The organism is Streptomyces sp. NPDC050423 (genome assembly GCF_040655445.1).
Taxonomy (GTDB): domain Bacteria; phylum Actinomycetota; class Actinomycetes; order Streptomycetales; family Streptomycetaceae; genus Streptomyces.
In genome coordinates this window covers 57717-77525 of record NZ_JBFAJY010000020.1, presented here as the reverse complement: position 1 = coordinate 77525, position 19809 = coordinate 57717, and the positions used below count along the sequence as shown (strand labels likewise).

Genomic DNA, 19809 nt, shown 5'->3' with positions numbered 1-19809 from the left:
ATGAGCACGGATGCACAGCAGCAGGCAGCGCGGGACTGGGACCACTGGCACGAGGAGCGCACCGCCACGGTCTCGGCGCCGTACGGACCTCTCTCCCTCACCGGCACGCACTGGCTCTCCGACTACCCGGAAGGCCGAATTCCGGCCGTTCCGGGGCTGTGGCGGGAGGACGGCGACGAGCTGGAGCTCACCGCCGGCCCCGAGGACGGGCTGACCGTCGACGGGAAGCCGTTCACCGGACAGGTCCGGCTCGGCGCCGACCGCGGTCCGATCGACGGGTCCCGGATCACCCACGGCGAGCGGCGGCTGTACGTGCTGAGCCGTGAAGGACTCTGGGCGGTAAGGGATTTCGACCCGGAATCCGCGGCGCGGCGGGCCTTCCGCGCGATCGAGGCCACGCCGTACGACTCGCGGTGGGCGCTGCCCGGCACCTTCCGCCCGTACGACACCTCGCGCACCGTCCGGGTCGAGAACGCCGACGGGGTCGAGCGCGGACTCGGGCTCGGCGGGGAGATCACCTTCGAGCTGGACGGGGCCGGGCACACGCTCCAGGTCGCGGTGGAGCACGACGGCTCGCTCTGGGCGGTCTTCGCCGACGCCACCAGCGGGAACAGTAGCTACCGCTTCCGCTTCCTGCGCCCCGCCGCCCCGGCCGCCGACGGCTCGGTGACGGTCGACCTCAACCGTGCGCTGCTGCCGCCCTGCGCCTTCGCGGACCACTTCATCTGCCCCTTCCCGCCGCCCGGCAACACCCTCCCCGTCGCCGTCGAGGCGGGGGAGCGCAACCGGGTCGACGGCTGAATCACCGCCTCCGTTCCGGCGGTGTCCGGCCCCGGTGCGCGTAGTCCGCCGGGGCCGGACGCAGGGGTGCAACGCAAAGCTCAGGCCAAGAGGCCCTCTTGCGCGAGAAGTTGACGCCTTGAATACTCCCGAGCAGCGCTTGTCAGGAGCACGGCAGGTCCGGAATCCGGACAGCCTGCCGTGCTGCTGACTGCGCCTCACGGGTCCGGCCACCCCACGGGCGGACCCCCAACCCCCCTCGGGAGGATTGCCAAGTGAGGATCAAGCGCACCACCCCCCTCAGCGGTGCCGCGAGACGCAGCAGGGCTGTCGCCATTGCCGCAGGTCTCGTAGCGGTCGCCGCGCTAGCCGTCCCCAGCGCACAGGCCAGCTCCACCGGAACGTACAGCGCGAACCAGCTCTCCGCCGCCAGCGACGCCGTCCTCGGCGCCGACGTGGCCGGCACCGCCTGGACCGTCGACCCCGTGAACAAGAAGGTCACGGTCACGGTCGACAGCACGGTCTCGGCGGCGGAGATCCAGCAGATCAAGGACTCCGCGGGTGCCAACGCGGGCGCGCTGCGCATCGAGCACACCGCCGGAAGGTTCAGCAAGCTGCTCTCCGGCGGTGACGCCATCTACGCACCCGGCTGGCGCTGCTCACTCGGATTCAACGTCCGCAGCGGCAGCACGTACTACTTCCTGACCGCCGGCCACTGCACCGACGGCAACCCGCCCTGGTACACCAACTCCTCGAACACGACCTACATCGGCCCGACGGTCGGCTCCAGCTTCCCGGGCAATGACTACGGTCTGGTGCGCTACGACAACGCCGCGGTCAGCCACGAGGGAACCGTGGGCAGCGTCGACATCACCGGCGCGGCCAACGCCACGGTCGGGATGTCCGTCACCCGCCGGGGCTCCACCACCGGCATCCACAGCGGCAAGGTGTCCGCGCTCAATGCCACGGTCAACTACGGCGGCGGCGACGTCGTCTACGGCATGATCCAGACCAACGTGTGCGCGGAGCCCGGCGACTCCGGCGGTCCGCTCTACTCCGGCTCCAAGGCGATCGGCCTCACCTCGGGCGGCAGTGGCAACTGCTCCTCCGGTGGTACGACGTTCTTCCAGCCGGTCCCCGAAGCGCTCAGCGCGTACGGCGTCAGTCTCTACTGACACCCGGGCGGCCGGTCCCGTCCCCCGGGACCGGCCCCCGACTCGAAAGGGCAAGTCGAACACGCCGAGCCCCCGCCCGAATTCCGGGCGGGGGCTCCCGCTGACCCCGCGGCCTTTGAGAGGATGCGGCACAGGACGGTCGCGCAGGAACAACGGGGGCGGACGCTGTGCCTCCCGGAGGGATGCCCTCCGGGAACCCCCGGCAGAGACCCCAGGGGGATCCAGGTCCGTGAATCGCATCGGAGTTACCGGTCACCGCAGCATCCCGCAGGAAGTGCACGCCCATGTGCTGGCCGCGATGTGTGCGGCGCTCAGCGGGCTCGACGGCTCGGTGGAGGCGCTGTCCAGCCTGGCCGTGGGGGCGGACCAGATCTTCGCCGGCCTCGCGCTCGCCCACGGCGCCGAACTGACCGCGGTCATCCCCAGCGTCGACTACGAGGCCTGCTTCGCCGACGGCGCCGAACTGGCCCGCTACCGCAGCCTGAGGGCCCGCGCCGCACGGGAGGTCCGGCTGGACTACGCGCACTCCACCGACGAGGCGTACTACGCGGCCGGCGCCTATATCGCCGACCACTGCGACCGCCTGCTCGCCGTCTGGGACGGACTGCCCGCCCGTGGTCTCGGCGGCACGGGCGACATCGTGACCTACGCCCGCGGGCTCGGCCGCCCGGTCACGGTGATCTGGCGGGACGGGGTCGTGCGCGCCTGACCCGGCGTGGCGGGTGCCGGACCGGACGGGCTGCGTGCCCCGGGCCGGCCAGGACTCACATCCGGTGCCTGACCAGCCAGTCCGTGTGCTCGGGGGAGACGATCCGCTCGGTCTCGAACACAGCGGCCGGCCACTGCCGCTCGGTCAGGATGGTCTCCATCGCGGCCTGCATGTTCTCCAGGTCCTCCTCCACCAGCGAGTGCGCGGACACGAGCGGGTGATGACGGCGCATCTCGTTCCAGGCGAGGCAGGCGGCCGCGGCGGCGGAGAACGACCCCGTCAGTGCGAAGGACCCGGCGGCGGAGAACGTCTGCAGCACGGCGAGGACCAGCGCGGGCAGCGTCAGCGCGGCAATGGTGCTGGACCAGACGAACGCACCACGTCGGGACACCTGCTGCCGCTTGCGGTACCAGCGCCGCTGCTCGATCAGCCGATCCCGGATGTACGTCTCCTTGCGCACGGTGAACGCCTTGTTCCGCAGCTCCCGCATGGAGGCCGTGATGAGCCCGCCGCCCTCTTCCGTCATCTCCTCGCGGGGGTCGTCCCACCCCACCTTCCGTAACTCCTGAAGCCCTTCCTCCAGCCGGTTGGCGAAGACGGCTTCCGGGTGTTCGGCGCCGGAGCCGAAGGGGGAGCCGTGGACCGCGTAGCGCCAGCAGTTGGACTTGATGAACTCCGCTGCGGACCGGTTGAGTTGCCAATGCGACTTTGCTTTGCGCCGGGAGGCCAGGAAGGTCGTGATCAGGACACCGAGATACGCCAACACCGCTACGACATGGAGGAGTTGAACGCTCCCGCCGACCTCGGCCTGCCAGGGCAGGGCGGCGGGCACGGTACCCAGGACGAGCAGGACCAGCTGACAGCGGGTGGTGTTGACCGCTTCCCGTTGGCGTGCGACCGCGATGGCGTCCGTGTGGTGGAAGAGCGCGGGCAGGTCCTCGCTCCGGAAGACCATGGACTGAAGTGGTCCGGGAATCGCCGTCATGTCACCCCGTCTGCAGTTGTGGGTATGCCCTTCGGGTCGTACGGCCGGCCTGGTCGTCGCCGGGTCGCGGGTACGGTCCCGGGGCTCGGGAGAGTGCGTGCGGAGGCCTGCCGGGGCCACGAGAGTAGGGTCGCGCCCCGGAGACCGCAATGGCGCCTCCGCGCGGGCAGGTGCTGTCGGCGCGCTCGCCGAGACGCTCTCGTGTGATCCGTCGCTCTGTGGGAAGGTCTGACAACTGCGGTGCTCACAAGGCGAGATGACTCGGAAACACACGGGCGCTCGTCATTCGGCGGGGGGAGAGACTGTGAACGAGGCAGGTCAGGCAGGCCAGGGCGGCGGTGTGCCTCTGTCCGACGTCCAACGCAGAATCCGCCGGAGTCCGTTGCTGTTCACGATTCCTCTGGTGCTGCTCGGACTCCTGCTGCTCATCCTCGTCTGGGAGGCAATTCGCGCCAACATGACAGGTGCCGCACGGACGGAATGGCCGTGGCGCCTGCAGCTGCTGGACATGGAGGCGCTGGGAAGCCTGCTGGCCGTCGCGGCAGGTGCCGTCCTGGCCAGGGCGCAGTACGCCCGCACCGTGCGGCCCTACCTGGGCTGGCGGGCTGCGTGGGTGAAGGGGGACCTCAGGGGCGACGTGCGGGCGTGGCGCGTGGGCATAGTCAACGGCGGGCAGCACATCGCGGCGATCGAGTCCTGGGAGTGCCAGGTGGTCGTGAAGGGTGGCGATCCCGCCGGCGCGCGGTGGGCCGACATCGACGACGCCGTGACCGAGCTGACCGCGGCCGGACTCGTGGTCGCCGAGGACTTCCAACTCGTCAAGTTCGGGCCGGGATTCCCGCTGGTCGGCACCGGAAGCCACGAGACGGTGCTCGTGGGTGCCTTCTCGAAGAGGTTCGTCGAGAAGGTCGAGTCGCTGTTCGTGCGGGTGCGGGTGACCGACGTCGTGGGTGACAGCCACGAACGCATAGGGGACTGCATGAAGGGTGCGCGGGCCATCGCCCAGGCCCCGCTCGACTGAGCCCCGCTCGGGCCGGAGGAGGGGAGAGGCGCGGTCCTGTGGGGCGGGCCGGTCGCAAGCCTTCGGCCTGCGCGTTACGTTGTCACCCGGCCGGGTCAATCGCCATCAGGATTTCCTGGATCGTATGGCCGGGTGAAGAGAACGTTTCGCGCAGCGTCGACGTGTGCGGGAGGCTGGGTTGGGAGTAAAGTCATCCCGCTGGGCTCTGTGAATATGCAGGTGCCGACAGCAACCCAATGTCCAGAAACAATCCATCGAGGACGGCCGTGAAGATCTACGCAACCTCCCCCTCCTTCGCTATCGCGAAGAAGAGTCGTGTGCCACTCACCGAGATCGACGCCCGAAGCGCCGATGCCTCCAGGAAGCTCGGCCGGGTATTCGGTACCTCAGCCGGTCGTTCGACTCGGACTTCGACCTTCAGTTCGGCACTCTGAGAAGAGCGCCGACGTGGCTAGACTGGGGGAATGACAGGACCCCTGGTCCCCTTCCGTGAGATCGTTCTCAAGGTTCACAGCCGCTGCGATCTCGCGTGCGACCATTGTTATATCTATGAACATGCTGACCAGAGCTGGCGTACCCGCCCCAAGACAATCTCTGACGAAGCTGTTTCATGGGCAGCTCGACGATTGGCCGAGCATGCTTCCACGCATGCCCTCGATTCGATGTCAGTGATCCTGCACGGAGGCGAGCCGCTCCTGGCCGGCCCAGCGCGCCTGCGCCGTGTCTGCGAGGAGCTCTCAGCGGCCTTGAACGGTATCGCTGAGCTGGACCTCAGGATCCACACCAACGGCGTCCAGCTCAGCCCCCGATATCTCGACCTCTTCGACGAGTTCGACGTCAAGGTCGGCATCTCGCTCGACGGTGACCGCACGGCGAACGACCGGCACCGCCGCTTCGCCAACGGGCGCACCAGCCACCCCCTCGTGCTCAAGGCCGTCGAACTGCTCCGGCAGGAGCGCTACCGCCATCTCGACCTCGGGCTGCTGTGCACCATCGACATCGAGAACGACCCGCACGCGGTCCTGGACGCCCTGATCGAGCTCGAACCACCGCTCATCGACTTCCTCCTCCCGCACGCCACCTGGGACGAGCCGCCGCCCCGGCCGGACGGATCCGAAACGGCCTACGCCGACTGGCTCCTCAAGGTCCACGACCGCTGGCAGGACCTGGGCAGTCCGGTGCCCGTACGCCTCTTCTCCTCCGTGCTGTCCACCCTGAGCGGCGGCCCCAGCCTCACCGAGTCGCTCGGACTCGCCCCCACCGATCTCGTGGTGGTCGAGACGGACGGTCAGCTGGAACAGGTCGACTCGCTCAAGAGCGCCTACGACGGTGCGGCGGCCACCGGATTCAACGTGTTCTCCCACTCCTTCGACGATGTCGCCGCCCATCCGGGGGTACGCGCGCGCCAGCTCGGTCTGGCCGGCGTCAGTGAGACCTGCCGCCGTTGCCCCGTCGTGCGTTCGTGCGGTGGAGGGCTGTACACGCACCGGTACCGCTCGGCCAACGACTTCGACAACCCGTCCGTGTACTGCCGCGACCTGGAGGCGCTGGTGCGCGGCATCGAGGCGCGTGCCCCGGTGCACCCGGCGGTGACGGACCGTGCCGAACTCGTCGACGCGCAGCTGGACCTGACCCGCACCCTGCTCGCGGGCCTGCACGCGGACCTGGACGGCCGCGGCGGCGCGCGGTGGGGCGAGGCCTGGGACCTGGCCGGCGTCCTGGAGGCGTCCGATGAGGGCGCCGCCGGGCTTGACCACGTGCTCGCGCACCCGTACACGCGGACCTGGCTGCTGGCGGTGCTGGAAGGGCTGCGTGCGGATCGGCCCGACGCCGTGGACGAGGCGCTGCGCCTGTCCGACCACCTCGCGGCCGCCGCGGTGCGGTCGGGCCTCGGCCTGACCGTGCGGGCCGAATACCGGGACGGGCGGCTCCACCTCCCCACGCTCGGCGAGCTCCGGGTCGGCCGGGAGGGTGAGCACGGCACCGTCCGGCTGCGGCCGTCCGGGGGCGGGTTCGTGGCCCGGCGTGACGACGGAGGCGGCGAATGGCGCGTCCTCGACGGGGCGGACAGCCCCGACTGGAGCCCGGTGCGCCGCCTCGGTCAGGACGGTGCGCCCCGCTTCGCCCTCGACGACCTGGACCCGTACCGGGACTGTTTCGGCGCTCCGGCGATGCCGCGGCTCGGGAGGGCCGCGGCCGATGAGTGGGAAGCCGGTCTCGCCGAGGCCTGGGAACTCCTGGCGAGGGAGGCGCCCCAGCACGCCGCGGCGGCCGTCGTCGGCCTGACGACGCTGACCCCCCTCACCGCCGGACAACACGCCGAGCGGCCGCACGGATACGGGACCATCGGCCTGACCTGGACGGACGACGCGAAGCAGCTGGCGCTCGAACTTCTGGGCGGTTTCCGGCGGACCACCTTGCGGGCATTGCTCGATGTCACCGATCTCTATGCGTCGGACGGGACCTGGGCCTATCGCCCCCGATGGCAGGAAGAGTCGGTTCCGTTTTCCCGGCTGTTGGCCGAAACCTATGAACGGGTGGCGTTGTCCGCCCTTGATCCCTGTTTCATGGACGGTATTGACGAGGCGCTCGGCATGATGGGTTCCGCAGCCGAGCCCACAGTCGGGGGAAGGCAGTTCATCGCCGCACTCAAGGAGGAGGTGAAGGAAACGCGGGACAAGTGGGCGGAATAGCCTCAAGATTGTTACGGCTCCGAACGTACGGGGTGAATCCTGGGTATGGATGACTGAAAAGCGGCGTTGAATGACCGAACGCCATGGGGGTGGAGCAAGGTCCGCTCCGGAATGATGAATTCGATCGCACCCCTTCATAGCCTGGGATGCGGTGATCACACAGGACGGGGGTCGTGTGCACGCATCGATGCAGCAGCGAGCGGCGGACCATCGGCCGTACTTTTTCCTGAGTTACGCGCATACACCGGGGTACGGCGGTGGAACGGACCCCGATATGTGGGTCGAACGGCTTTTCCAAGATCTCTGCGGTCATGTTATGGCCATGACCGATCTGCCCGCGGGCGCGTCCGCGGGGTTCATGGACCGGGAGATACGTTCCGGGGAGGGCTGGTCGGAGCGGCTGGGCAGCGTACTCGCCAGCTGCCGCGTCTTCGTACCGCTGTTCTCGCCGCGGTACTTCGCCAGTGAGATGTGCGGCAAGGAGTGGTACGCGTTCGAGCAGCGCGTCATTCACCAACGGGCCCGGTCGAACCAGTCGGCCGAGGCGATCGTTCCGGCACTCTGGGTCCCGGTGCCACCCAGCCAACTACCGGGATCGGCCGAGCGGTTACAGTTCAACCACCGTGATTTCGGGGAACGTTACGTCAGTGACGGACTCTACGGACTGATCAAACTCCGGCTGTTCGCCCAGGAATACGAACGGGCCGTCTACGAGCTCGCCAAGCGCATCGTCAGTGTCGCCGACACGGCGCAGATCGACACCGGAAGGCCCGTCGACTACCGCCTCGCCCCCAGCGCTTTCGGATCAGTGAGCAGCGGGGCGGGAGCCCCCCGGCCGATGCAGATCACCATCGCCGCTCCCACCCGGCACGACCTGCCGGAAGGACGTATCGCCGACTACTACGGCGACCACCCACAGGACTGGAATCCCTACCACCCGGCTGCCGCACGACCGTTGGCCTATGTCGCCGAGGAACTGGTCCGTGCGCTCAACTACCAGGCCGTCATCACCTCGTTCGACGAGGAGTCCGGGCAGCGCGAGGGCAAGCAGGAACCCAGGACGCCGGAGATACTCCTGGTCGACCGCTGGGCCCTGCAGGACGAGGACCGCAGACGCAGGCTCGCGGCATTCGACGCGGAGAACCGGCCCTGGGTGACCATGGTCGTGCCCTGGTGCCGCGACGACCACCAGAGCAGGGCCGCCGAGGCCGAACTGACCGAGAAGCTCGAACAGACGTTGCCGGTCAAGATGCGGCAGGGGCGGGCCTTCTGCCGCGCCGCGGCCAAGGGGGTGCCCACCATGGAGGCGTTCGGACAGGTCCTCCCCCAAGTGGTCGAGGTGGCCGCCCAGCAGTATCTGAGACATGCCACGGTCTATCCGCCGGCGGGCGGGCGGCACAGTGAACGGACGCGACTGATGGGGCCCATGGGCGGCACGCAGTTCATACCCGACATGCACGACCCTGCGACGGATGCGGAGGACGTATGACAGCCGGCCGTGACGGGCGCATCGTCACCTTCTACTCGTACAAGGGCGGTACGGGGCGCACGATGGCCCTGGCGAACACCGCCTGGATCCTCGCCGCCAATGGCAAGCGGGTACTGGCCGTCGACTGGGACCTGGAGGCTCCCGGACTCCACCGGTTCTTCCACCCCTTCCTCGACCCGTCGACGCTCGGTGCCACCACCGGGGTGATCGACCTGATCACCGAGTACGCCTGGGCCGCGACCAACCCCGTCCAGCGGTCCGACGACTGGCACCGCGACTACGCCCGCATCCAGCCGCACGCCGTCTCGCTCAATCCGGAGGCGCTCGGCTGGCAGTTCCCGCGGGGCGGCACGCTCGACTTCGTCTCGGCCGGGCGCCAGAACCGCGAGTACTCCGCCACCGTCTCCACCTTCGACTGGGACAACTTCTACGACCGGCTCGGCGGCGGCCACTTCTTCGACGCCCTGCGCGACGACATGAAGGCCAACTACGACTACGTACTCATCGACAGTCGCACCGGCCTCAGCGACATCGCCGACATCTGCACGGTCCACCTCCCGGACGTGCTCGTCGACTGTTTCACCCTGAGCGACCAGTCCATCGACGGAGCCGCCTCCGTCGCCCGGCAGATCGCCGAGCGCTACACGGGCCGGCCCATCTCCATCTTCCCCGTCCCGATGCGCATCGACGAGGGCGAGAAGGAGAAGGCCGACGCCGGCCGCGCCCTGGCTCGCCTGAAGTTCGACCGGCTGCCCCGCGACCTGTCGGGAGACGAACTCACCGCCTACTGGGGCGCGGTGGAGATTCCGTACCGCCCCTACTACGCGTACGAGGAAACCCTCGCGACCTTCGGGGACGAGGCCGGTCTCAGCAACTCGCTGCTGTCCGCCTTCGAACGCCTCACGGCGGTCGTCACCCAACAGGAAATCACCTCGATGCCCCCGGTCGGCGAAGAGGTACGGCTGCGCATCCGCGACGCTTTCACCCGGCGCAGGCCGGGCCTGCCCGCCGATCTCCTCCTCAGCTATGTGGCGGAGAACCGCATGTGGGCCGACTGGATCGAATCGGTCCTCACCCGGGCCGGATTCCGGGTCGTCCCGCGTGACGTGTCCGCCGATCCCGCACTGGCGGACGCCGCGCCCTCCGCGGCCGAGACCGCGACCCGCACGGTGGTGCTGCTCTCCAGCGCCTACCTCAAGTCCCAGCGGGCCGTGGACCTGTGGGACCGAGCGGTCTCCGAGGACCCCGGTGGCGGGCGGCGCCAGCTGCTGCCGCTGCGGATCGGCGATGTCCGGCTCTCCGCCCCCTACATCGACCGCAACCCGGTCGACCTGTTCCGGCTGGACGAGGTGCAGGCCACGACAGCCCTGATGCGCGCCCTGGACAGGTCGGTGCAGCTCGGCGACGGAGCGGCGGCCGGTCCCCGGTTCCCCGGCACGGTGCCGAAGATCTGGAACGCGCCGCCCCGCAACCCCGGTTTCACCGGCCGCTCCCTGGTCCTGGAGCGGATGCGCGACCAGCTGGGCGGGGGCATGGCCGTCGTGCTGCCGCAGCCGCAGACCCTGTACGGGCTCGGAGGCGTCGGCAAGACGCAGGTGGCCCTTGAGTACGTGCACCGCTTCATGGCCGACTACGACCTGGTGTGGTGGATATCGTCGGAGCAGACCGATGACGTGATCGCGGGACTCGCCGAACTGGCCATCCGGCTCGGTGCCCAGGGCGGCGACGACATGGCGGCGGCCTCCCAGGAGGCCGTCGACCTGCTGCGGCGCGGAGTGCCTTCGGACCGGTGGCTGCTCGTCTTCGACAACGCCGACGATCCCGAGCGCCTCAGGCGCTACTTCCCGCAGGGTGGCTCGGGGCACATCCTGGTGACCTCCAGGAACCAGGCATGGTCCCAGCACGGTGACGCGCTGCCTGTTGACGTCTTCCTCCGGGAGGAGTCGGTCGAGCACCTCCAGCGGCGGGCCCCGGGGCTGAGCGCCGAGGATGCCGCCCAGGTGGCGACAGCCGTCGGTGACCTGCCGCTCGCCGTCGAGCAGGCGGCGGCCTGGATCGCTGAGACCGCGACCCCCATCGACACCTATCTGGAGCAGCTGGCCCGCCAGGCTCCCCAGGTCCTGGCCCTGAACCAGCCCGCCGGATACCCGGAACCCGTCGCGGCGACCTGGAACATCTCCATCGAACGCCTCAAGGAGCGCTCGCCGGCGGCGGTGCGGCTGCTCCAGCTCTGTGCGTTCTTCGCACCCGAGCCGATCTCGGCGAATCTCCTGTACAGCAAGGAGATGATCGAGGCGCTGAAGCCGTACGACTCCTCGCTCCAGGAGAAGCTGGTGCTGGGCCGGGTCATCCGGGAGATCGGCCGGTTCGCCCTCGCCAAGGTCGACCAGGTCTCCAACTCCATCCAGGTCCACCGGCTGGTGCAGGCGGTGATCAGGGCTCAGCTCAGCGAGGAGGAACAGCGCGAGGCCCGGCACGTCGTCCACCGCATCCTCGCGGGCGCCAGGCCCGACGACACCGAACCGATCGACAACCCGGAGACCTGGCCGCGCTTCGCCACGATCTGGCCGCACCTCGGCCCGTCCGACGCGCGCAACTGCAGGGACCCCGAGACCCGCAGGCTCCTGATCGACCGGGTGCGCTATCTGTGGAAGCGCGGAGACGTCAGGACCGCGGGCACCCTCGGAGAAGAACTCCGGGAGAGCTGGCTGGAGATGCTGGGGGAACGGGACATCCAGTACCTGTACCTCTGCTTCCACCTCTCCAACATCCTGCGCACCCGCGGACGGTACGTGGAGGCGAGGGATCTCGACGAGTTCACCCTTCGGCTGCAGCGTGAGGTGCTGGGGCCGGAGCACCCGCACACGTACATGACCACCAGCGGTCTCGCCATCGACCTGGGTCTGCTCGGCGACTACGGGCGTGCCATCGAGTTGGCGACCGAAGCGCATGACGGCTTCAACCAGATCTTCCACGAGAGGCACGCCCGGACACTGGCGGCGGCCAACAACCTGGCGCTGAACCTGCGGAGCGTCGGACAGTACGCCAGGGCCAGGGAGATCGACCAGGACTGCTACGACCTGCGGTCGGAGGTGCTGGGGCAGGAACATCCGCACAGCCTGTCCTCTGCCCTCAACCTGGCCCGTGACCTGCGTGAGGTCGGCCGCTACGAGGACTCCGTAGGCCTGCTCAGCCGCACGTACGACACCCTCAAGGCCACCCTCGGCCGGACCTATCCGACCACCCTGAGTGCCTCGAAGAGCCTCGCGGTGTCGCTGCGCCGGGCGGGGCAACTGGAGGACGCGCGCAGGCTGACGGTGGCCACGCGCGCCAGGTACCGGGCCAAGTACACCTCGGCCAACCCGGAATCACTGGCCTGTGACCTCAACATGGCGGCCGACCTGTTCGCCGCGGGGGAGGCGGCCGAGGCCCGGGACACCGCGCAGGAGGTCGTCAACCAGTACATGAAGGTGCCGGGGGAGCAGCACCCGTACACCCTGGCCGCGCAGAACAACCTCGGCGCCTACCTCTCGGGGACGGGTGTGCCCGGGGAGGCGGAGAGACTGCTGACGAAGGTGGTCGCCTCGATGCGCGAGGTGTTCGGGCGGGAGCATCCGAACACCCTGTTCTCCGCCATGAACCTGGCCAACGCGACAGCCGTCGAGGGCGACCTCGGCATCGTGCTGGAGACCGAGCGGCGGGTCTCCGGCCAGCTCAGAGAGGTTCTCGGGGCACACCATCCGGAGACCCTGGCCATGACCTCCAACCTCGCGGTCACGCTCGACGCGATGGGGCGCAAGGACGAGGCGCTGAGACTGCGGGCGGAGACCGGTGACGAGCTGGCGCGGCAGCTCGGGGACGATCATCCGCTGACCCGGATCGCGAGGGACGAGCGCAGGTTCTGGCGAGAGCTGGAACCGATGTCGGTGTGATCCAGGCCGGGGCTCCCGTTCGGAGCCCCGGTCACCTGGATCACCGGACCGCTGTCTTCACCGGACCGCTGTCTTCACCGGACCGCAGTCTTCAGCAGACCGCGGCTTCCCGTTCGTCCAGCAGCCAGTTGAGCACGGACGGAAGTACGGACAGCGCATCGAAGTGTGCCGCCGTCGGTTCCATCACAGCGGTGACGTCCGGGATCTGTCCGGCCAGCCAACGGGAGTGGCCGATCGGCGAGAACACGTCCTTCTCACCGTGCCACAGCATCACGGGACCCGTGATGTCCGCGGGGTCGAACCCCCAGGGCCGGCAGAACGCGATCGCGTCGTCGATCCATCCGTACGCCGATGTACGCAGCCCCTCACGGTAGTTGGCGAGCAGCATGGTGCGAATGCCGACATCGTTGACCACGATCCGGTCGGAGTCGGTCAGCTCGCGGCGCAGGTCGTCCAGGAGCCGGACCGGGTCCTGCCGGATCTCCGCAGAGCGGCTGATGAAGGACTCCGCGAGTCCGTCGGGATCGGCCGCGGCGGTGGAGTACGCGAGTACGTTCGACGCGGCCATCCCGTCGAACCAGTCGAGGCCCTCGGCGTCCCAGGGGGCCAGGCCCACCAGCGCGGCGGTACGGGTCACGCGGTCGGGCATCAGCGCGGCACAGGCCAGGGCGTGCGGCGCGCCGCCGGACCGGCCGACCACGGCGAAGTGCTCCAGGCCCAGCGAGTCCGCGATCGCCCGTACGTCCTCGACGACATCCACCACCCGGCGTCCCGGCAGCCGGTCGGAACCACCGTAGCCCGGACGGTCGTAGGCGATCAGCTGCATCTTGCGCTGGTAGAGGACCATGCCACGTGGAGCGGGGCCGAGCCGGCTGCCCGGCATTCCGTGGAGGAGGAAGACAGGTCTGCCGTGCGGATCCCCCTGACGCTCGACCATCAGATGCCGCCCGTCCGCCACCCGCACCCGATTGCGCACCCCGACTCCTCTGTTCGTCGACCCCGCGTGTTCCGGGCATCAACTGCCCGGCGTGTGCTGTCAGTCCGATGATGGCGCATCAATGGCGCGACCGGCACTCCTTGTCGGAAGGAACCCGTGTTCGCCGGAGGGGGCCTGCACCGCATCCGGACCCGCAGCCCCAGTATCCGGACTCTGGAGGGCGAGAACAGGACAGGACCTCTCCTCACCGGCTGCCGACGCGGCGATCGCACCTGGTGTTCGCAGGCGGAACCGGCAACGCTGACCCCCGGTAAGTGAACACGGTGAGACCGAAGAGGTCTTGTCGTGTGTGCGTCCTGGAGTCGGCCTTGTGTGCTATCTGCCCCGTCGGAATAGTGGGCGCCCCATCCTCCGTGTACGGGCGACCCCACATCACCCGTGCGCGGCCCCACAGGAGGTCGAAGTTGAAGCATCGACGCATATCCAGGAAGCGCGCAGTGCTGGCGGGTTCGGCGGTGGTCGCCCTGGTCGCAGCGGGAGCGACGTTCCAGAGTGCGAACGCCAGTGAAGGAACGCCCGAGGTCACCGCGCGGACGCTGACGGCCGACGCGGCCGGAAAGCTCGCCACCGGTCTCGGGAAGGACCTGGGCAGCGACGCGGCCGGGTCGTACTACGACGCCAAGTCGAAGAACCTGGTGATGAACGTGGTCGACCGGGCAGCCGTCGATCAGGTGCGGCAGGCGGGCGGCAAGGCCAGAGTCGTACAGAACTCGCTCGCCGATCTGAAGTCGGCACAGCAGACCCTGGCCGGCAAGGCCTCGATCCCCGGCACCTCGTGGGCCGTCGACCCGGTCAGCAACAAGGTCGTCGTCACGGCCGACCGTACGGTCAAGGGTGCCGACCTGAGCCGGCTCACCTCGGTCGTCGAGGGGCTGGGCGGCAAGGCCCGGCTCACGAAGTCCGCCGGGGAGTTCAAGCCGCTCATCGCGGGCGGCGACGCGATCTGGGGCGACGGCGGGCGCTGCTCGCTCGGCTTCAACGTGGTCAAGGGCGGCGAACCGTACTTCCTGACCGCCGGGCACTGCACCGAGGCGATCTCCAGCTGGTCGGACTCGCAGGGCGGCGGGCAGATCGGCACCAACGCGGGCTCGGAGTTCCCGGGCAACGACTTCGGGCTGGTGAAGTACACCTCGGGCACGGAGCACCCCAGCGAGGTCGACCTCTACAACGGCTCCACCCAGACGATCACCAAGGCGGGCGAGGCGACCGTCGGGATGACGGTGTCGCGCAGCGGTTCCACCACCCAGGTGCACGACGGCCAGGTGACGGGGCTGAACGCCACGGTCAACTACGGCAACGGCGACATCGTCAACGGGCTGATCCAGACGACGGTCTGCGCCGAGCCCGGCGACAGCGGCGGCTCGCTCTTCGCCGGTGACACGGCGATCGGGCTGACCTCGGGTGGCAGCGGCGACTGCTCCTCGGGCGGCGAGACGTTCTTCCAGCCGGTGCCGGAGGCGCTGGCGGCGTTCGGGGCCGAGATCGGCTGACAGCTCCGCGCAGTGGTGGATGGCCCCCGGCGCTGCCGGGGGCCATTCGCGTCGGGTCCGGCCCAGTCGCGCGCCGTCCCCGTCAGTTCGTCAGCCCGCCTGCCGCCAGACGGTCCCGCACATCGTCCACGACGCCGCGACCGAGGCCGGCCGTCCGGGACAGCAGCGACTCGAAAGCCGTGAGGCGGCGGAAGGTGTCGGCGTAGACCGCCTGCTCATCGAGAGGCAGCTGGAGCACCAGGAGGCGGCGGACGTCGACCCGGGAGGAGCTGGATGCGTGAGTTCCTGCCTGCCGGCCGTTCATGGGTGCGCGAAGACAGCCGGCGAGGAAGTCGGCGTCCAGTTTCTCCGGAGCGACGCGCAAGGCGTACAACTGTGGTCCCAGCGCCACGGGTTCGCCGTGGTGCACCCAAGCCTTGAACGCACGGACCACCCCGGCGACCACCACATCGCCCTCCTTCACCACAGTGTGCGCGGCATCCGGTCTCACCTCTCCGGTGGGCACGCCGTCCGTGAGCAGATCGGCCACGGTGAGCAGGGGCAGGCGAGCCCCCGGCTCGGCATCTGCGGTGTCCGCGGGCTGTTGCCCCGCACCCAGAGTGAGGGCGCCCGCCTTGACGAGGTCCCCCACTGTGGCGGTGGCCCGCGGCTCCGCGCTTGTCAGGGCGACCTTCGACAGGTGACTCACGAGCTCGCTCAGCTCGTTGAGGCACCCGCTCAGTTCGCCCCACGAAGCGGTGAGCTCGCCCCTGGACGGTTCTGTTCCGGCCCCTGTGTAGCGGCCCGGGGTGACGTCCACCTCATCGTCGAGCAGGTCGAGCAGAGAAACCCGCACCGCCCCTTCGGGCAGAGCGTCCACCGGGCCGTCGAGCTGTGACACCGCGGAGCGGACGAACTCGGTGAGGGCCGTCCAGTCGGGCCCCTGCTCACGCATTACCGGCCTCGCCGAACGCGTAGCGTCGACGAGCAGGGCGTCCTGAGCCGAGGGGCCCGCGGCGGCCCCCTCGGGAGCGGCGCGAAGGATCCAGAGCTGGAGCGAAACGCTGTGCGGCTGCGCGCAGCCGGGCGGCAGGGCCACGACGGCCCGCAGCATTCCGGTACGCAACAGCGAGCCCCGGATGCGGCGCCCGGCCTTGCGGGAGGCGACAGCCGGAGGCAGCACGATCACAGCGGTGCCGCCGGGCCTGAGATGGGCGAGGAGATGCTGGACCCAGGCCAGTTCCGGCTCGGTGCGAGGCGGTAGCCCGTGAGTCCAGCGCTGATCGGTTGCCAGTTCCTCGTAGCCCCAGTCGCGCTCGTTGAACGGCGGATTGCACAGGGCGACGTCCGCCCTCAGCCCGGGGAACGGATCCGCACGCAAGGAGTCGACGGATTCGATCTCGGTACGGACGTCCCGCCCCTCGGTCACGAACTCCAGCCGCGCGGACGCGAGAGCGGCCAGCGCCGGGTCACGTTCGCACCCCAGCAGGGTCAGACCGGGGCCGTCGTACTCCTGGGCGGCTGCCGCCACCAGGTGCCCCGTGCCACAGGCCGGGTCGAAGACGCTGAGCCCGCCCTCCCCGTCGCCGAGCCTGCTGTCGAGTGCGATCCGGGCCATAAGTGCGGCCAGTTGGGGAGGCGTGGTGCTGAGCTGGCGCACATGAGTGTCCAGCCAGCGCTGCAACAGGAACTCGAATGTGGCACGCTGCCCCTCGCTGCGCCCCAGACGGGCGGCGTCCGTGACCAGACTCCTGGCCTCGTCGGAGAGCTCCGACGTGGTGGACCGGGCCCGGGGCGAACGCATCCGGCGCGCCGCCTCGGCGATCGTGAAGCCCGATTCGTCACGGCTGCCGAGCGCCTCGAACCGCGGCCACAGGAACTCGCGAGCCCCGGCGTCCGACAGCTTTCCCTTACTGCGCAGCCACTGCTCGACCTCGGCCAGCGAGAACTGCGGGCTGACGTCCGTGCCGCCGATGCGGGAGGGGAACGAGTCGTGACGGCGTCGCCAGTTGCTCACCGCCGCACGGCCCACACCGGCGATCCGGGCGATCTCGGCCAGGCTGACGGGTACGGGGCTGGTTGTGCTCATCGAAGGCTCTCCGGGGGTGATGTGCGGGCTCTGGCCTGTCCGGCCTGCGGGTCGGCATCCCAGCGGCAACCGCTGTTCTGGCAGGCTACTACGCACATTGACTTTGTTCACAGGCTCGACTTGTGACATCGGTGTGTGAATCATGTGGAGGGTGGGAGATATGCAGACGTTCGCACCGGGAATGGTGCTGCACGACCGGTACCGGCTGGAGTCCGTGCTCGGGCGCGGCGTGATGGGTCAGGTGTGGCAGGGAAGCGATCTGCGCCTGGACCGCCCGGTGGCGGTGAAGACCATCGCGTCCGAGCTGATGGCCGTGGAGCGCGGGCGCGACGAGGCCCTGGCGCGCTTCGGGCGCGAGGCACGGGCGGCTGCCCGCCTCGACCACCCCAACGTCACCACCGTGTACGACGCCTCGGTCACCGAGGGAACCTGCTGCCTCGTCATGCAGCTGGTCGACGGGACCACCCTGGACTACCTCTTCGACCAGCAGGAGGGCGAACGCTTTGACGTGCCTACTGCGGCCGCTGTCGCCGCACAGCTGTGCTCGGGACTGTCCGCCGTGCATGCCGCCGGACTGGTCCACCGGGACCTCAAGACCCAGAACGTCATGGTCCGGCGCGACGGGATCGTCAAGATTCTGGACTTCGGTCTCGTCAAGCTGCTCGCGGACGTGGACCCGCGCCTGACCATGACCGGGGAGGGCATCGGCAACATCCTCTGCGCCTCGCCCGAGCTGCTGTCCGGCCGTGGCGCCATCGACGGCCGTAGTGATCTCTACGCGGTGGGCTGTCTGCTGCACCACATGCTCACCGGCGCACCTCCCTTCGCCACCGACCAGCCCGCCCGTCTGGTTTCCTGCCACCTGAACGAAGTTCCGCCGCCGGCTGCGACATCAGGCGTGGATGTTCCAGACCCGCTGCAGGAGCTCATCAGCTCACTGCTGGCCAAGGATCCGCACGAGCGTCCGGCTTCCGCCACCGAGGTGTACGTGGCCCTCGCTCCCTACCTCCCGGGCCCCGCCCCTGAGCTGGCCTCCCACCGCCGTCCTGCCGAGGACCCCTGTCGGCCCTTCCGTGTCCCGCAAGGACCGCGTCCCCTGTGATGGGTGAGAGGATGTTGCCGCCGATCGGGTGCGCCGCACTGCCTCGGTCGTAGGGGTGTGACAGGCGCTGTCGGCGCCGGAACTGGGGACGGGCGCAATGCGGCGAAGCCTTGGGCGGTACGAGCTCACTCACGAGCTGGGCCGGGGAGGCATGGGCGTCGTCTGGGCGGCGTGTGACCCCGCCGACGGACGGGAGGTGGCTGTCAAGCTGCTCATTCCCCGGGGGTACGGCTCCGAGCTGTCGACCCTGGAACGCCGGTTCCTGCGCGAGGCGCGGATCACCGCCCGCCTGAGTCACCCCGGTATTCCGGAGGTGTACGACCACGGCAGCCAGGACGGCGAGCTGTACCTGGTGATGGAGCGCGTACCGGGCCGCGCCCTGGACGCGGTGCTCAAGGACGAAGGCACTCTGGCCGTCGAGCAGGCCGCCGCTGTCGCCCGGACCGTCGCCGACGTGCTGGCCTATGCCCACGGCCAGGGCGTCGTCCACCGCGATCTCAAGCCCTCGAATCTGATGATCACGCCTGCCGACGAGGTCAAGGTGCTGGACTTCGGCGTCGCGGCCGCCCTGGAACCCCGTCCGGGCGAGACGCGCTTCACCGCGGCCAATGCCACCCCCGGGACAGTGATCTACATGGCGCCCGAGCAGGCGGTCGGCAAGACCGTCCCGGCGAGTGACCTCTACTCGCTCGGCTGCGTCCTGTACGAACTGCTCGCCGGGAAGCCTCCGTTCACGGAGGGCGGCCTCTTCATGCTGTACCACCAGCATGCGAACGATCCCGTGCCACAGCTCGACGGGCTTCGGCATGGCATTCCTCCCGGTCTGACGCAGCTGGTGGAAGCCCTGCTGGAGAAGGAACCGGAGAACCGGCCCGGATCGGCGGCGGAGGTGTGCGCACTGCTCGCGGCCTGGGCTCCCGCGCCGGCCGCGACCGTTCTCGTCCATCCGAGACTGGCCGAGATCACCGCCCTGCGCCGCTCCGGTCGCCCGGCCCCCGCGCTGGAGGAGTACCGGGACCTTCTCGCGACCCCCGGCCTCGGCCCCGCCGACGTCCTCGCGGCCCGGGTCGGTGCCGCCCTGTGCGACGGGGCGCTCGGCCGCACTCGCGAGGCGCTGCAGGAGCTCATGTCCGTGCTCGCGGAACAGCGCAGCCTTCTGGGACCGGCCGATCCCGGAGTGCTGGACACGCGCTACGAGATCGCGGTGCTCCTGGTGCGCGCGGGGGACCGGCATCCCGCGGCGGAACTGCTGCGCCGGCTGGCTGATGACGAGGAGCGCGCCCTGGCTTCGGACGACCCGCGCCGGGGCCGGTCGCGGGCACTCCTGAAGCGCCTGGACCGTATGCCGCGTCCATGACTTTGTAATCT

The 19809-nt window shown here is 69.5% G+C and carries 14 protein-coding genes; 11 read left to right on the top strand and 3 right to left on the bottom strand.

What is annotated here, in order from left to right:
* The 3 genes from AB0I52_RS17065 (at position 1) to AB0I52_RS17055 (ending at position 2664) form a co-directional block, all read left to right on the top strand.
* Positions 1–801: a DUF1684 domain-containing protein gene (locus AB0I52_RS17065; RefSeq protein ID WP_363073285.1), complete on the top strand. Its 801-nt coding sequence runs from the start codon at positions 1–3 to the stop codon at positions 799–801.
* A 254-nt stretch (positions 802–1055) separates the two neighbouring features.
* Complete coding sequence (locus tag AB0I52_RS17060; RefSeq protein WP_363073283.1) at positions 1056–1955, top strand: S1 family peptidase; 900 nt, start codon at positions 1056–1058, stop codon at positions 1953–1955.
* A 229-nt stretch (positions 1956–2184) separates the two neighbouring features.
* The gene (locus AB0I52_RS17055) at positions 2185–2664 is read left to right on the top strand and encodes a hypothetical protein (RefSeq protein WP_363073281.1); all 480 of its coding nucleotides are present in this window, start codon (positions 2185–2187) and stop codon (positions 2662–2664) included.
* Between the two features lie 55 nt (positions 2665–2719).
* Here AB0I52_RS17055 and AB0I52_RS17050 read toward each other — a convergent pair whose 3' ends face one another.
* The gene (locus tag AB0I52_RS17050; RefSeq protein WP_363073279.1) at positions 2720–3649 is read right to left on the bottom strand and encodes a DUF4231 domain-containing protein; all 930 of its coding nucleotides are present in this window, start codon (positions 3647–3649) and stop codon (positions 2720–2722) included.
* A 403-nt stretch (positions 3650–4052) separates the two neighbouring features.
* Between AB0I52_RS17050 and AB0I52_RS17045 the strand changes: the two genes are divergently transcribed.
* The 5 genes from AB0I52_RS17045 to fxsT all read left to right on the top strand — a co-directional run bounded on the left by AB0I52_RS17045 (position 4053) and on the right by fxsT (position 12784).
* The gene (locus AB0I52_RS17045) at positions 4053–4670 is read left to right on the top strand and encodes a hypothetical protein (RefSeq protein ID WP_363073277.1); all 618 of its coding nucleotides are present in this window, start codon (positions 4053–4055) and stop codon (positions 4668–4670) included.
* 236 nt (positions 4671–4906) lie between these two features.
* Positions 4907–5104: an FxSxx-COOH cyclophane-containing RiPP peptide gene (fxsA, locus tag AB0I52_RS17040; protein ID WP_363073275.1), complete on the top strand. Its 198-nt coding sequence runs from the start codon at positions 4907–4909 to the stop codon at positions 5102–5104.
* Positions 5105–5134: 30 nt separating this feature from the next.
* Entirely contained in the window at positions 5135–7363 is a 2229-nt protein-coding gene (gene fxsB / locus AB0I52_RS17035) for a radical SAM/SPASM protein FxsB, inactivated metallohydrolase extension form (protein WP_363073273.1), read from the top strand.
* Positions 7364–7550: 187 nt separating this feature from the next.
* Positions 7551–8852 (top strand): FxsC protein, encoded by a 1302-nt coding sequence (fsxC, locus tag AB0I52_RS17030; protein ID WP_363073364.1) that lies wholly within the window; start codon positions 7551–7553, stop codon positions 8850–8852.
* Complete coding sequence (gene fxsT / locus AB0I52_RS17025) at positions 8849–12784, top strand: FxSxx-COOH system tetratricopeptide repeat protein (RefSeq protein WP_363073271.1); 3936 nt, start codon at positions 8849–8851, stop codon at positions 12782–12784. The genes fsxC and fxsT overlap by 4 nt, the downstream gene beginning before the upstream one ends.
* A gap of 91 nt (positions 12785–12875) precedes the next feature.
* Here the strand turns inward: fxsT and AB0I52_RS17020 are convergent, their stop codons facing one another.
* Positions 12876–13760, bottom strand: coding sequence for an alpha/beta fold hydrolase (locus AB0I52_RS17020; RefSeq protein ID WP_363073269.1), 885 nt, complete (start codon positions 13758–13760; stop codon positions 12876–12878).
* 425 nt (positions 13761–14185) lie between these two features.
* Here AB0I52_RS17020 and AB0I52_RS17015 point away from each other — a divergent pair, with 425 nt between their 5' ends.
* Positions 14186–15271 carry a S1 family peptidase gene (locus tag AB0I52_RS17015; RefSeq protein ID WP_363073267.1) on the top strand — a complete coding sequence of 362 codons (1086 nt, stop codon included), beginning with the start codon at positions 14186–14188 and terminating at the stop codon, positions 15269–15271.
* An 82-nt stretch (positions 15272–15353) separates the two neighbouring features.
* Here the strand turns inward: AB0I52_RS17015 and AB0I52_RS17010 are convergent, their stop codons facing one another.
* The gene (locus tag AB0I52_RS17010) at positions 15354–17339 is read right to left on the bottom strand and encodes an N-6 DNA methylase (protein ID WP_363073265.1); all 1986 of its coding nucleotides are present in this window, start codon (positions 17337–17339) and stop codon (positions 15354–15356) included.
* A 160-nt stretch (positions 17340–17499) separates the two neighbouring features.
* On the opposite strand from AB0I52_RS17010, the gene AB0I52_RS17005 reads away from it, so the two are divergent.
* Positions 17500–18441, top strand: a complete 942-nt coding sequence (locus tag AB0I52_RS17005) for a serine/threonine-protein kinase (RefSeq protein WP_363073263.1) — start codon at positions 17500–17502, stop codon at positions 18439–18441.
* 97 nt (positions 18442–18538) lie between these two features.
* Positions 18539–19798 (top strand): serine/threonine-protein kinase, encoded by a 1260-nt coding sequence (locus AB0I52_RS17000; RefSeq protein ID WP_363073261.1) that lies wholly within the window; start codon positions 18539–18541, stop codon positions 19796–19798.
* The last annotated feature ends 11 nt before the right edge of the window (positions 19799–19809 follow it).